This is a genomic window from Mesorhizobium argentiipisi (SeqCode) (assembly GCF_037179585.1).
Classification (GTDB): domain Bacteria; phylum Pseudomonadota; class Alphaproteobacteria; order Rhizobiales; family Rhizobiaceae; genus Mesorhizobium; species Mesorhizobium argentiipisi.
This window is the reverse complement of sequence record NZ_JAPYKO010000038.1, coordinates 40,405-52,852: the sequence shown is the minus strand read 5'-3', so window position 1 is coordinate 52,852 and position 12,448 is coordinate 40,405. Positions and strand designations below refer to the sequence as shown.

At 65.4% G+C, this 12,448-nt stretch carries 9 protein-coding genes, 1 pseudogene and 1 riboswitch; of the genes and pseudogenes, 5 read left to right on the top strand and 5 right to left on the bottom strand.

Going from position 1 to position 12,448, the window contains the following annotated elements:
- Window positions 1–730: pseudogene (locus O7A05_RS31040) on the top strand (hypothetical protein); the annotation flags it as partial.
- Between the two features lie 50 nt (window positions 731–780).
- Here the strand turns inward: O7A05_RS31040 and O7A05_RS31035 are convergent.
- From O7A05_RS31035 to O7A05_RS31025, 3 genes are read right to left on the bottom strand one after another with little or no spacing between them, the layout of a single operon-like run.
- Entirely contained in the window at window positions 781–1,023 is a 243-nt protein-coding gene (locus O7A05_RS31035; protein WP_337097085.1) for a type II toxin-antitoxin system CcdA family antitoxin, read from the bottom strand.
- Window positions 1,024–1,080: 57 nt separating this feature from the next.
- Window positions 1,081–2,895, bottom strand: coding sequence for an ABC-F family ATP-binding cassette domain-containing protein (locus O7A05_RS31030; RefSeq protein ID WP_337097084.1), 1,815 nt, complete (start codon window positions 2,893–2,895; stop codon window positions 1,081–1,083).
- Window position 2,896: 1 nt separating this feature from the next.
- Window positions 2,897–3,541: a thiamine diphosphokinase gene (locus tag O7A05_RS31025; RefSeq protein WP_337097082.1), complete on the bottom strand. Its 645-nt coding sequence runs from the start codon at window positions 3,539–3,541 to the stop codon at window positions 2,897–2,899.
- A gap of 138 nt (window positions 3,542–3,679) precedes the next feature.
- Window positions 3,680–3,785: riboswitch (TPP riboswitch) on the top strand.
- A 43-nt stretch (window positions 3,786–3,828) separates the two neighbouring features.
- Between O7A05_RS31025 and thiB the strand changes: the two genes are divergently transcribed.
- The 4 genes from thiB to O7A05_RS31005 all read left to right on the top strand — a co-directional run bounded on the left by thiB (window position 3,829) and on the right by O7A05_RS31005 (window position 9,100).
- Window positions 3,829–4,839, top strand: a complete 1,011-nt coding sequence (gene thiB, locus O7A05_RS31020; protein ID WP_337097081.1) for a thiamine ABC transporter substrate binding subunit — start codon at window positions 3,829–3,831, stop codon at window positions 4,837–4,839.
- Between the two features lie 234 nt (window positions 4,840–5,073).
- Window positions 5,074–6,696 (top strand): thiamine/thiamine pyrophosphate ABC transporter permease, encoded by a 1,623-nt coding sequence (gene thiP / locus O7A05_RS31015; protein WP_337097080.1) that lies wholly within the window; start codon window positions 5,074–5,076, stop codon window positions 6,694–6,696.
- Window positions 6,693–7,481 carry a thiamine ABC transporter ATP-binding protein gene (gene thiQ / locus O7A05_RS31010; RefSeq protein ID WP_337097079.1) on the top strand — a complete coding sequence of 263 codons (789 nt, stop codon included), beginning with the start codon at window positions 6,693–6,695 and terminating at the stop codon, window positions 7,479–7,481. Before thiP ends, thiQ begins: the two co-directional genes overlap by 4 nt.
- 152 nt (window positions 7,482–7,633) lie before the next feature.
- Window positions 7,634–9,100, top strand: a complete 1,467-nt coding sequence (locus tag O7A05_RS31005) for a M48 family metalloprotease (protein ID WP_337097078.1) — start codon at window positions 7,634–7,636, stop codon at window positions 9,098–9,100.
- Window positions 9,101–9,271: 171 nt separating this feature from the next.
- Here the strand turns inward: O7A05_RS31005 and O7A05_RS31000 are convergent, their stop codons facing one another.
- Together O7A05_RS31000 and O7A05_RS30995 are read right to left on the bottom strand one after the other, a co-directional pair.
- Window positions 9,272–11,257, bottom strand: a complete 1,986-nt coding sequence (locus tag O7A05_RS31000) for a caspase family protein (RefSeq protein WP_337097077.1) — start codon at window positions 11,255–11,257, stop codon at window positions 9,272–9,274.
- Between the two features lie 244 nt (window positions 11,258–11,501).
- A complete protein-coding gene (locus O7A05_RS30995; protein ID WP_337097087.1) occupies window positions 11,502–12,365 on the bottom strand; it encodes an RNA polymerase factor sigma-32 in 864 nt (287 codons plus the stop codon).
- Between the last annotated feature and the right edge of the window lie 83 nt (window positions 12,366–12,448).

Sequence of the window (12,448 nt, the reverse complement as noted above, 5' to 3'; positions counted from 1 at the left end):
GGGAGCAACGCCGGCGACCAACGCGGCCAATCCGGCGCCGCCGGCGACTGGAACCACACCGCCCGCGACTGGAACCACACCGCCCGCGACTGGAACCACACCGCCCGCGGCTGGCGCCACGCCGCCGGCCGCAGGCACGACGCCGCCCGCGCCGGCGACGGCCGAGGCGACCGTGCCGGTCGGGCAGAAGGCGATCTTCTATGAGGAGCGCACCAGCACCCAGCAGGGCACGGCCGAGCCCGGCAGCATCGTCTGGTCACTTGTGCAGGAGTCGCCCGGCGGCGATCTGCCGCCGGAGCCGGCGATCCGCGCCGAAGCGACGATCCCCGGCAAGAATATCCAGCTGCGCATGACGATCCGGCGCAACGCCGACCAAACCTTGCCGGCCAGCCATATCATCGAAATGATCTTTCTGACGCCGAAAGACTTCGACGGCGGCGGCGTCGACGGCCTTCTGCGCATTGCCATGAAGAGTTCGGAGCAGGATGCCGGCAGTCCGCTGATCGGTCTTCCGGCCAAGATCGGCGACGGCTTCTTCCTCGTGGCACTCAACGACACCAAGGCCGACGTGGACGCCAACCTGACGCTGCTGAGGGGACAGGCTTGGATCGACGTGCCGGTGGTCTACAAGACCGGACGCCGCGCGCTGCTCACCATGGAAAAGGGCATCCCGGGCGAGAAGGTGTTCGACGAGGCGCTGAAGGCCTGGGCGGCGAAGACGTCGGGGTGAGGTAAGGGCGACCCTCGGATTTTTTCGGTGATCGCAAACCTGCTACGGGATCAAAACAGGCGGTCCTTGGCCAAGGGCAGGCCGTGCCGCCTGACGTAATCATTCCAGCTATCGATGGCTTCCTTGTTCTCTTCCTGCCATCGACGCGTCTTTTCAGCCGACACCACAGCCGCGATAGCCGCCTCGGCGAGGCTGGACATGTCCATGCCCAATGCGTTGGCCTCGTCGATCAGCCGACAGTCAATCGAGAGCCCGACTGATTTCCGCTCAGATTTGGAACCGGGCCGAAGCATGTTGGAATCTCCGATCGCGCGTATCGTGAAACGCCACGAAGCTCGCAAGCAAGCTTGTCAGCCCTCCATCTCTTCCCGCAGCATCTCCAGCTCCAGCCATTCTTCCTCGAGCGCGGCGAGCGTCGTGCGCTCCTTGTCGAGCGCGGCGATGGTCTTCTGGAACGAGACGGGATCGCGGTCGTAGAAGGACGGGTCGGCGATGTTGTTCTCCAGTCGCGAGATCGAGGCCGTCACCGCCTCGATCTTCTTCGGCAGGGAGTCCAGCGCGAATTTCTGCTTGAAGGAGAGCTTTTTCGCAGGGCTCTTGGACGCTGGTTGTTCGGCTTTCGGCGAATTCTCGGCGGGTTCGGCCTTCGACCTTGCCTTGCGGTCTTCCAGCCTAGAGCCGCCGCGCTGCGCCAGCATGTCGGAATAACCGCCGGCATATTCGATCCAACGGCCGTTGCCCTCCGGCGCGATCACGCTGGTGACGGTGCGGTCGAGGAAGTCGCGGTCGTGGCTGACCAGGATCACCGTCCCGGCAAAGCCCGCGACCAGTTCCTGCAGCAGCTCCAGCGTCTCCATGTCGAGGTCGTTGGTCGGCTCGTCGAGCACCAGAAGATTCGCCGGCCGCGCCAGCACGCGCGCCAGCAGAAGCCGCGCGCGCTCGCCGCCCGAAAGCTCGCGCACCGGCGTGCGCGCCTGCTCCGGTTTGAACAGGAAATCCTTCATGTAGGAGACGACGTGACGCTGCTCGCCATTGACGAGCAGGTTCTCGCCGCGGCCGTCGGTCAGGCAATGCGCCAGCGTCTCCTGCGGGTCGACGGCCTCGCGTTTCTGGTCGAGCGTTGCGATCTCTAAATTGACGCCAAGCCGAACCGTGCCTGCGTCCGGCGCCAACTCGCCGGTCAGCATCTTCAAAAGCGTCGTCTTGCCGGCGCCGTTCGGGCCGACCAGGCCGACGCGGTCGCCGCGCTGGATGCGGGTCGAGAAACCCTTAACCACGGCGAGGTCGCCGAAGCTCTTGTCGATGGCCTTGGCCTCGATCACCAGCTTGCCGGATTCGGCGGCGTCGCTCGCCACCATGGTGGCGGTGCCCTCGGCGCCGCGATGGCTGCGGAAGCGCTGGCGCATGGTCTGCAATTCGCCGAGGCGGCGCATGTTGCGCTTGCGCCTGGCGGTCACGCCATAGCGCAGCCAGTGCTCCTCGCGCACGATCTGCCGGCCGAGCTTGTGCTGGTCGCGCTCTTCCTCCTCCAGCACCTGGTCGCGCCATTCCTCGAAATGGGCAAAGCCCTTGTCCAGCCGCCGCGTCTGGCCGCGATCGAGCCAGACGGTGGCGCGCGAGACGCGCTCGAGAAAGCGGCGATCATGCGAAATCAGGATGACGGCGGAAGAGGTGCGGGCAAGCTCTTCTTCCAGCCATTCGATGACTGACAGGTCGAGATGATTGGTCGGCTCGTCGAGCAGCAGGATGTCGGGCTCCGGCGCCATGACACGCGCAAGGGCCGCGCGACGCGCCTCGCCGCCGGAAAGGTCGTTCGGCCGTTCCTCGCCGGTCAGGCCGAGATGTTCCATCAAATAGGTGGCGCGATGCGGGTCGTCGGCCGGGCCGAGGCCGGCCTCGACATAGGCGCGCACGGTGGCGAAGCCATCCATGTCCGGCAGCTGCGGCAGATAGCGGACCGTCGCCGAGGGCTGCCTGAACACCTCGCCGTCCTGCGGCTCGATCATGCCGGCGGCGATCTTGAGCAGGGTCGACTTGCCCGAACCGTTGCGTCCGACCAGCGCGATCTTCTCGCCGGCGGATGCGCTGAGCGCCGCGCCGTCGAGCAGCGGGGTGCCGCCGAAGGTCAGTTTAATGCCGTCAAGATTGAGGAGTGGCGGCGCCATATCAGCTTTCTGGAAGGGGATAGGGGTGGGCCAGAAGCAGCGCCCGGCCGCGCTCCAGCGCGATGCCAAGCTGCCCTTTGACCTCGTTTGATATAGTGAGCGAGGAGCCGAACGCCACCTCGACGCGGTCGAGTGGCCATTTGGCGCCGGTGACCGTCAGCCCGGCGAGCTCCGAGAAGCCGAGCACCGAAAACAAGGTGCCGTCCGCATAGTCGAAGGCGGCGCTGCCCGGCAAAACGGGAACACCTTCCTGCGCGCCGCTGGTCAGCAGCACCGTCGTGCCCGCCTCGGCCAGCCGCACGGCCAGCGCCAGATGCAGGAAAGCATGGTCGGCGCGCTTGCCGCCGAAGGCGCCAGCCAGAACGAGGCTGGTGGCGCCACGCTTAAGCGCTTCCGCTATAGCGAGCTCGCCATCGGTGATGTCCTTCTCGGCCGGGAAGACCTTTCGGGGCACCGCGGCGAGATCATCCGGCAGGTTCGCCGGCACGGAATCGAAATCACCGACCCAAAGCTCCGGCATCAGGCCGAGCATGCGAGCGTGGCCGATACCGGCATCGGCGGCGATGACGCGTGAGCCTTCGATCTGACGTTCGAGCCGGGGCGTGCGGATAAGGTCGCCGCCAAGCAGGATGGTGAATGTGCTCATGGGCGTCGCCCTTACCAGCCCTGCCCGCGAAACGGAAGCCGGACAGCCCGCGCTTCGGTTGCGAGTCCGCTGCCCCGGGACATTATCTGCCCGGCAAACTTCCGCTTGCGCCGCGCTTCGGCCGGGCCTATCTGTCGAAACGCTCTAACGGGGTGCCGGACGTGATCCGGCTGAGAGGCAATCAAGCCAACCCGCCGAACCTGATCCGGTTTGTACCGGCGGAGGGATTAGACGTTTCGGACCATCCGGCGCCTCAATTCCTTGTCACCAGAACGAAGGAGGCGCCGATGCGCTCGCTATTGTCCCAGCTTGTTCTCGCAACCGGTCTTGTTTCGCTTCTGGCGGGCGTCGCGCCTGCCGAGGCAAAGGACAAGCTCACCGTCTATACCTATGAAAGCTTTACCGCCGATTGGGGGCCAGGGCCTGCCGTCAAGAAGGAATTCGAGGCCGAATGCGGCTGCGATCTCGAATTCGTCTCGGTGGCCGACGGCGTGGCGCTGCTCAACCGCGTCAAGCTCGAAGGCGCCGGCACCAAGGCCGATATCGTGCTCGGCCTCGACACCAATCTCACTGCCGACGCCAGGACTAGCGGCCTGTTCGCGCCGCATGGCGAAGTGTCCGGCATTGACGTGCCCGGCGGCTGGAAGGACGACACTTTCGTGCCTTTCGACTATGGTTATTTCGCCGTCGTCTATGACACGCAGAAGCTGAAGAACCCGCCGAAGAGCCTGAAGGAGCTGGTCGAGGGTAGCGGCACGGACAAGATCGTCATCCAGGATCCGCGCACCTCGACGCCCGGACTCGGCCTGCTCTTGTGGGTGAAGTCGGTCTATGGCGACAAGGCGCCGGAAGCCTGGGCCAAGCTCAAGCCGAAGGTCTTGACGGTGACGCCGGGCTGGAGCGAAGCCTATGGCCTGTTCACCAAGGGCGAGGCGCCGATGGTGCTCTCCTACACCACCTCGCCGGCCTACCACATGGTGGCCGAGAACACGGAGCGCTATCAGGCGGCCTCTTTCGAAGAGGGCGAATACCTGCAGATCGAGGTTGCCGGCATCACGACGACCGGCGCGAAGAACCCGCTGGCGCAGAAATTCATCGCCTTCATGACCGGACCGGAATTCCAGGACATCATTCCGGAAACCAACTGGATGTTCCCGGCCGGCAAGACCGACAAGCCGCTCAACCCGGCCTTCGACAAGCTGGTCAAGCCGACCAAGACCTTGCTGTTCAGCCCCGAGGAGGTGGCGGCCAACCGCAAGGCCTGGGTGGATGAGTGGCTGGCGGTGATGAGCAAGTAGGACGCAGGTGGCGCTTGAACACCCCTCTGTCCTGCCGGACATCTCCCCCGCAAGGGGGAGATCAAGCGCTTTGTCGGTTTCGCCAATCTCCTGCGCTGCAAGAGTGGCGCGGCGATCGAAGCTGCTAATCTCCCCCCTTGCGGGGGAGATGGCCGGCAGGCCAGAGGGGGATGGGCGGGAACTCGACGCGGATAATCCTTCCGCTCAAACCAAGCCCCTGTTTGGTTAGGGGAAATGCTGGCGTCCCGTCCCAAAGACTCTCGCGTCACCGCCGGTGTCGTCGCGCTGGCGGCCATCACGCTGCTCATCGGCGGTGCCTTCGCTGGGCTCGCTGTCGAAGCCGCGCAGGATCTCTCCGGCGCTGCCGCCGCCTTCGACGGCTACCTCCTGCGCGTTGCCCGCTTCACGCTGTGGCAGGCGGCTCTGTCGACGCTGCTCTCGGTCGCGCCGGCGCTGCTCGTGGCGCGCGCTCTGTCGAGGCATCCGGCTTTTCCAGGTCGCGGCCCGATCCTGCAATTGTTCACCGTGCCGCTGGCATTGCCAGCCATCGTCGCCGCGCTCGGCGTCTTGGCGCTCTACGGTCGCGCCGGATATTTTGCCGGCGCTTTCGCCCGGCTTGGCGGCGCAGAGTGGCCGGGAATCTACGGCCTCTCCGGCATCCTGGTCGCGCATGTCTTCTTCAACCTGCCCCTGGCGACGCGCCTGTTCCTCGAGGCGCTCGGCACCGTCCCCGCCGACCAGTGGCGGCTGGCGAGCCAGCTCGGCATGGGTGTCCGGCCGGCCTTCCGGCTGATCGAATGGCCGGTGCTGCGGGCGGCCCTGCCGGGGATTGCCGGGCTGGTCTTCATGCTCTGCATCACCTCCTTCACCATCGTGCTGACGCTGGGCGGCGGTCCGGCCGCGACGACGCTGGAGGTCGCCATCTACCAGGCGCTGCGCTTCGATTTCGATCCCGCGCGCGCCGTGGTGCTGACGCTGCTGCAGATCGCGCTGACCTTCATCGTGGTCGTCGCTCTCACACGGCTCGGCGCCAACACGGTCGGCGACGCCAATCTGCCGGTCGCGCCGCGCCGCTACCTTTCAGCGGGCCGGCTCGAAACCGTGCTGAATGCCGGCCTCATCGCGCTTGCCCTGCTGTTCGTCGCCGGACCGATGGCGGCGACGCTGCTTTCAGGCCTCGAGGCCGATCTCGGCCGGCTGGCGGGCGAGGAGGCGGTGCGCCGCGCGACCCTCACCAGCGCGGGCCTTGCCTTGCTTGCGGCGCTGCTCAGCGTGACGCTGTCGCTGGCGTTGATTGAGGCGCGGCGCGCGCTGGCCCTGCGCCGCCGCTCGGGGAACACCATGTCGCTGCTCGAACACGCCGCCGACACCGGCGCCGGCTTCGTGCTCGTGGTGCCGCCGATCGTGCTTGGCGCCGGCTGGTTCCTGGCGCTGCGCCATGTCACCGATGTTTTTGCCGTCGCCCCGGTCATGGTCGTCGCCGTCAACGCGGTGATGGCGATGCCCTTCGCCATCCGCGCCATTCGCCCGGCCTATGACGCGGCGAGCGAACGACATGAGCGGCTCTGCCTGGCGCTCGGCATATCCGGCTGGAACCGGCTCAGCCTGATCGACTGGCCGTCGCTGAGGCGGCCCTTGGCCACCGGCTTCGCCTTTGCCATGGCGCTGTCGCTCGGCGATCTCGGCGTGATCGCGCTCTTCGGCAGCGATTCCGTGCAGACCTTGCCCTATCTGCTTTTGGCACGCATGGGCAGCTACCGGACAGCCGACGCCGCGGGACTTGCCTTGCTGCTTGGCCTTGTCTGCCTGATGCTGGTGGTCGCCGCCGACCGGCTGGGGCGGGAAGGAAAGCGATGACGACGACCATTAAGGGCGCCGCCGCGCAAAAGCGCCTCACCGTCGCGCTGGATGACGTCTCATTCAGCTATGGCGAGTCTTCGTTTCGCTTCAATGCCGAATTCGCGGCCGGCAGGATCACCGCCATCATGGGGCCGAGCGGTTCCGGCAAGTCGACATTGCTCAATCTGATAGCCGGCTTCGAAACGCCCGACACCGGCAAGGTGCTGATCGGCGGCATCGATGTCGGCGACACGCCGCCTTCGGCGCGGCCGGTGTCGATGGTGTTCCAGGAAAACAATTTGTTTGCGCATCTTTCCGTTGAAGCCAATGTCTGGCTCGGCCGCTCGCCATCGCTGAAACTCGGCGACGCCGATCGCATTGCCGTCGCCGAGGCGCTGGCGCGGGTTGGCCTGGCGGGCAAGGAAAAGCGGCTGCCGCGCGAGCTTTCCGGCGGCGAGCGGCAGCGCGTGGCGCTGGCGAGGGTGCTGCTGCGCGACCGGCCGGTTTTGCTGCTCGACGAGCCTTTCGCGTCGCTCGGCCCGGCGCTGCGCGAGGACATGCTCGACCTTGTCGCCGGCATCCACGTAGAGCGCAAAATGACAATCCTCTTCGTCACGCATCAGCCGGAAGATGCACGCCGCATCGGCCAGGACGTGGCGTTTCTCGATGAAGGCATGATCGCGGCGACCGGGCCGGCCGACGATTTCTTCGATCGGTCTGGACCGGATGCGTTCAGGCGCTATATCGGCGATCAAGGCGGCACCGTTGCCGGATCACAACATATTGCCCGGAAGCGGACATAATTTATGGCCAAACCGGCAATGGGCGATCCGGCGTTTCCTTGCCTTGTCCGGGGAGTATGGCTAGGTCCGGCCATGCTGGTCCGGCTGGGCCGTGATTTGCCGAAAGATTTGGAAAGGAAGCCGACCTGTCGAGCGGCGCTAAGAAGGTGTGGATGAAGCCGCTGGCACGATTTTTCGCGCTGGCGAGCGTTGCCTTGCTTGCGAGCTGCCAGATGTTCACGCCGCCGGACGTGCAGGAGAGCGGCTTCCAGCCTTCCGACAAGCCGATCACCGTCGACAATGTCGTCGCCAATGCCAAGCTCGCCGAAATGGCGAAGGCGCAGCATCCGCGTATCCTGGCGACCTATGGCGGCGAATATTCCGACCCCAAGCTGGAACGCATGGTGGCCAAGGTCGTCGGCAATCTCACGGTGGTGTCGGCCAACCCGACCCAGACCTATCGCATCACCATCCTCAATTCGCCCAACGTCAACGCCTTCGCGCTGCCGGGCGGCTATCTCTATGTGACGCGCGGGCTGCTGGCGCTCGCCAACGATTCCTCCGAGCTTGCCGCCGTCATCGCGCATGAGATGGGCCACGTCACCGCCAATCATGGGCTGCAGCGGCAGCAGCTCGAAGCCGAGGAAGGCCTGGCGACCAAGGTGGTTTCCGACGTGCTCGGCGACAGCCCGACCGCCAAGGCGGCGTTGATCCGCGGCAAGCTCAGGCTCGCGCAATTCTCGCGCAACCAGGAACTGCAAGCCGACGCCATCGGCATCAAGTCGATCGGCGAGGCGGGCTACGATCCCTATGCCGCCGGCCGCTTCCTGCAGTCGATGTCTGCCTATACGGATTTCCGCTCGGTGAGCGGCGCCACCGACGCCAGCCTCGACTTCCTGGCGACCCACCCGAACACGCCGCAGCGTATCGAGCTGGCGCAGCGCCTTGCGCGCAATTTCGGCCCGCCCGGCGTCGGCACGCGCGACCGCGACGCATTTCTGGCCGGCATAGACGGCCTGCTCTACGGCGACACGCCGGAAGAAGGCTATGTGCGCGGCCAGACCTTCATGCACCCCAATCTCGGCGTCTCCTTCACCGTGCCGGATGGCTTCGTTATCGACAATTCGGCGGCCGCCGTCACGGCGACCGGGCCTGGCGACATCGCCATCCGCTTCGACGGCGTAGCGATCGACAAGTCGGTCTCGCTCACCGATTACATCCGCAGCGGCTGGGTGGCGGGGCTGGAAGACGCCAGCGTGCGCCAGGAAACGATCAACGGCAACGATGCGGCGACGGCGCATGCCAGCGCGCAAGGCTGGCAGTTCGATATTGCGGTGATCCGGGCCGGCGGGCAGGTCTACAGGCTGCTGACGGCCGCGCCCTCGGCCAGCACTTCGCTGGACCCGGTCGCGCGCTCGGTCAGCGGCTCCTTCCGCGTGCTGAGCCCGGCCGAGAAGGCGGCGCTGAAGCCGCTGCATATCCGGGTCGTCACCGTCCAGGCCGGCCAGACCATGGGCTCGCTCGCTGCGCAGATGGTCGGCGTCGACCGCAAGCTCGACCTGTTCCGGGTGCTCAACGCCATGTCGCCCGGCGCGAGCGTATCGGCGGGCGACAAGGTCAAGATCGTCACCGACAAATAAGACCGACGCCCCGCATTCCGGCGGCTTCCGCTTTATGGTGATGGCGTTTCGTTGAATCGCCATCACGATCCTTGTTGGAGCATGATGTCGTCCGAAACCGGTTCCCACTTATCGGAATCATGCTCTCTCGACGCTGCCGTTCGGTTGGCTGCGTCCACGCCATCGCTGCTGTTATCTGATCCCGTCAGAGCCGCCGGTGCTGCCAGTATCAGTGCCGCCGGAATCAGTGCTGCCGGTGCTGCCAGTGTCGGTGCTGCCGGAGTCGGTGCTCCCGGTGCTGTCACCGTCGGTGCTGCCGCTGTCAGATCCGCCGCCGCGGGGCTCGGGGTGATCGCCGCCATTGCCACGCCAAGATGCCGGTCCGGTGCCGTTCTGTATGCGCTTGGCTGGTATCTTGGTGACCGGTGGCGGCGCTTTTGGCGCGGGGGTACGGACCACCTTTATCTTCGTGACCACTTTGGTCACCACCTTGGGCTTGCACACCGGGACCGTATTTTCGCTTCGCTTGGGCCAGAGACCGAGAATGGCCATCGAATAAGCCTCCTGCCGGTCGATGCCGGCTCGGAGGAAAGCCAAGGCGCGGGCCGGGTCGGCGGGCACGCCGTTGCGGCCTTCCTTGAAGATCAACGCAAGGTCCTTGGTGGCATCGACATGCCCCATCGCCGCTGCCTGGAGCAGCAGGTCCAGTCCCTTTCCGGTGTCGCGCTGGACGCCGACACCGTCGAACAAAGCGCGCCCCAAGGCAGTCATGCCGTAGGGATCTCCCTTGTCCGACGCCTGCGCATAGAGGCTGTTGGCTTTGGTCAAATCCGGAGCCGCGCTCATTCCGGATGCGGCGATGTAGCCGAGCTCGTAAACGGCACGGACGTGCCCCTCATCGGCCGCATCCTGGATCACATTCCTCGCTTCGTCGATCCGGCCCGACGCCAGCAGCGCCCGCCCCAACTCGTAGCGGAAGCGCGCAATGTCGGGATAGGACTTCACCGCCGCCTCGCAAGCTTCGACAGCTCCGCCGCCGATCTCGTTCGGCAAGCGGCCCGAGACAACGCCCTGCAGGTCGAGCGGCTCGCCGGCGGCTTGGTCGCAAGGGTCGACGCTCGGCGAGAGTTGCATCGTCGACCGCTTCGCGGCGCTGCCCGCGCGGATCTCGATGCCGACTTCGACGGGAGCAGCCGAGCCGATCTGCGGCTCGTAGCGCAGTTTGTCGATGTCGGCGGCCGTCAGGCTCGATTCCGGCGACAGGACACGATCGGGCAGGGACAGCGTGCCGGCCGCCGGGTAGTTCGCAAGCTTGAGGCTGATCGAGGCATCCTTGGCCGGAAGCTCCAGTTTCAGCGGAACCGGGCCGACGCCGACCGGGACGCGGATGTCACGACCTCCAATCGCTTCGGCGGCATCGGCGACTTGGATTCCGCGCTCCGCCACCTGCTCGTTCTGTTGCGTATCGGGCGACGGCGCTGGTTCCTCCGCCCCGCGCATCAGCACGACGTCATCGATCAGCGAGGAATTCTCCCACGGAACCTGCTTGCCGTTGGTCGCCTTGACGACATCGCGGCGCACGGCTGCCATCACCGAGCGTATCTCCTGGTTCGGCGCCATCGCGCGGCGGGAGAAGGACGATGAAAACGGGCTGAGATCGCCGGATCCGTCATAGGCGACAGCGCCGGGCTCGGTGGCGAAGGCAATCAGCGTGTTCTGCGAGCCTGTCACCTGCGCAAGGCCGCTGCCGCCGGCGACGATCAACTGATCGCGCAGCCAATAGTCCTTGCGCGGGAAAGGATCGTTGCGGCAGGCGTCGAGGATGATCATCTGGACCTTCGATCTCGAGCGCAGCTGCCGCAGTATGTCGTCGACCTTGATGGCCTGGACTTCCATGTCGGCCGCATCTTTCAGCGACGCATCGACCGGGATCAGGAAATTCTCCCCGCCGATCTGAAAGCCGTGGCCGGAATAATAGATGACCGCCAGATCGGCGCCGTCCGCCGCCGCCAGATAGTTGCGGAACTTCTCTTCGAACTGAAGCCTGGTGAGGTCCTTGGCCGCGAACACCTCGAAGCCGGCCAGCCGGAATGTCTTCGATACATCCTCGGCGTCCTTGTCGGGATTCTTGAGGGCCGGGATTTCGCGGTATTGCGAATTGCCGATCACGAGGGCCACCCTTCGATCGGCATGCGCTTCAAACGTCGTGAGACCCACGAGGATCAAGGCTGCAAGGAACGCGCAGCATCGCAGCATGGCAAATCCCCCATGTGTTGTGATCTGGGGGAGTCAAAAAGCCGATTGCGGCGCAACGGTCTGTTAAAGAGCTCACAATCGCCGTTATTACCCGACGAAAATTCCCTTGATGGCGAGGTATTCTTGTTTAATAAATTTCTTATCTTGAGCTTGGCCCGGACTAACCTCAGGCGGCTTGCGCCAGAAATTCCGGGTTCTGCTTCACCAGGGCCAGCTTCAGCTTTTCCATGGCGCGGGCCTCGATCTGGCGGACGCGCTCCTTGGATATGCCGAGCTGTTCGCCGAGCGATTCCAGCGTGGCGCCGTCATCGCTCAGCCTGCGCTCCTCGATGATGCGAAGTTCGCGGGCGTTGAGCGCGCCGAGCGCGCTCTTCAGCCAGACCGCCCGGCGCTGGACATCGATCCTTTCGCCGACGATCTCGTCGGGAAGCGGGTCTTCGCAGACCAGGAAATCCATTCGCTCGGCGGCGCCGTTCTCGTCGGCCAAAGGCGCGTTGAGCGAGCTGTCGGGTGAGGACAGGCGCGAATCCATCATCGCCACGTCGGCTTCCGGCACGCCGAGCGCCGCCGAGACCTCGCGGTAGAGCGAGGCGTTGGAGAGCGGCTCGGCGCCGTTGGCCAGCCGTGCTCGCAAACGCCGCAGGTTGAAGAACAGCGCCTTCTGCGCCGAGCTGGTGCCGCCGCGCACGATCGACCAGTTGCGCAGGATATAATCCTGCATCGAGGCGCGGATCCACCAGGTGGCATAGGTCGAGAAGCGCACTTCGCGCGCGGGCTCGAAGCGGGCCGCTGCCTCAAGCAGACCGACATGGCCCTCCTGGATCAAATCGCCGAGCGGTAGGCCGTAATGGCGGAATTTCGAGGCCATTGAGATGACCAGCCGCATATGAGCGACGGTGATCCTGTGCAGCGCGTGCTGGTCGTTCTCTTCCTTCCAGCGGAGCGCAAGGACATGCTCCTCGTCGCGCTCGAGGTAGGGAGCCTTCATTGCCGCCCGGACCAATGTCCGTCCTGCCGCGTCCTCGATCATGCCGGCTCCTTTTGCGACGATTGCGCGTATGGCGGTTGAAAAGATGCCGCCGCGCCCTACAACAGCCATGCAACGTGTCAGGC

Excerpts from the sequence above, each read along its gene's own strand:
- O7A05_RS31035 (WP_337097085.1), bottom strand. The coding sequence starts at position 1,023 with ATGCTTCGGCCCGGTTCCAAATCTGAGCGGAAATCAGTCGGGCTCTCG.
- O7A05_RS31030 (WP_337097084.1), bottom strand. The coding sequence starts at position 2,895 with ATGGCGCCGCCACTCCTCAATCTTGACGGCATTAAACTGACCTTCGGC.
- O7A05_RS31025 (WP_337097082.1), bottom strand. The coding sequence starts at position 3,541 with ATGAGCACATTCACCATCCTGCTTGGCGGCGACCTTATCCGCACGCCC.
- thiB (WP_337097081.1), top strand. The coding sequence starts at position 3,829 with ATGCGCTCGCTATTGTCCCAGCTTGTTCTCGCAACCGGTCTTGTTTCG.
- thiP (WP_337097080.1), top strand. The coding sequence starts at position 5,074 with ATGCTGGCGTCCCGTCCCAAAGACTCTCGCGTCACCGCCGGTGTCGTC.
- thiQ (WP_337097079.1), top strand. The coding sequence starts at position 6,693 with ATGACGACGACCATTAAGGGCGCCGCCGCGCAAAAGCGCCTCACCGTC.
- O7A05_RS31005 (WP_337097078.1), top strand. The coding sequence starts at position 7,634 with ATGAAGCCGCTGGCACGATTTTTCGCGCTGGCGAGCGTTGCCTTGCTT.
- O7A05_RS30995 (WP_337097087.1), bottom strand. The coding sequence starts at position 12,365 with ATGATCGAGGACGCGGCAGGACGGACATTGGTCCGGGCGGCAATGAAG.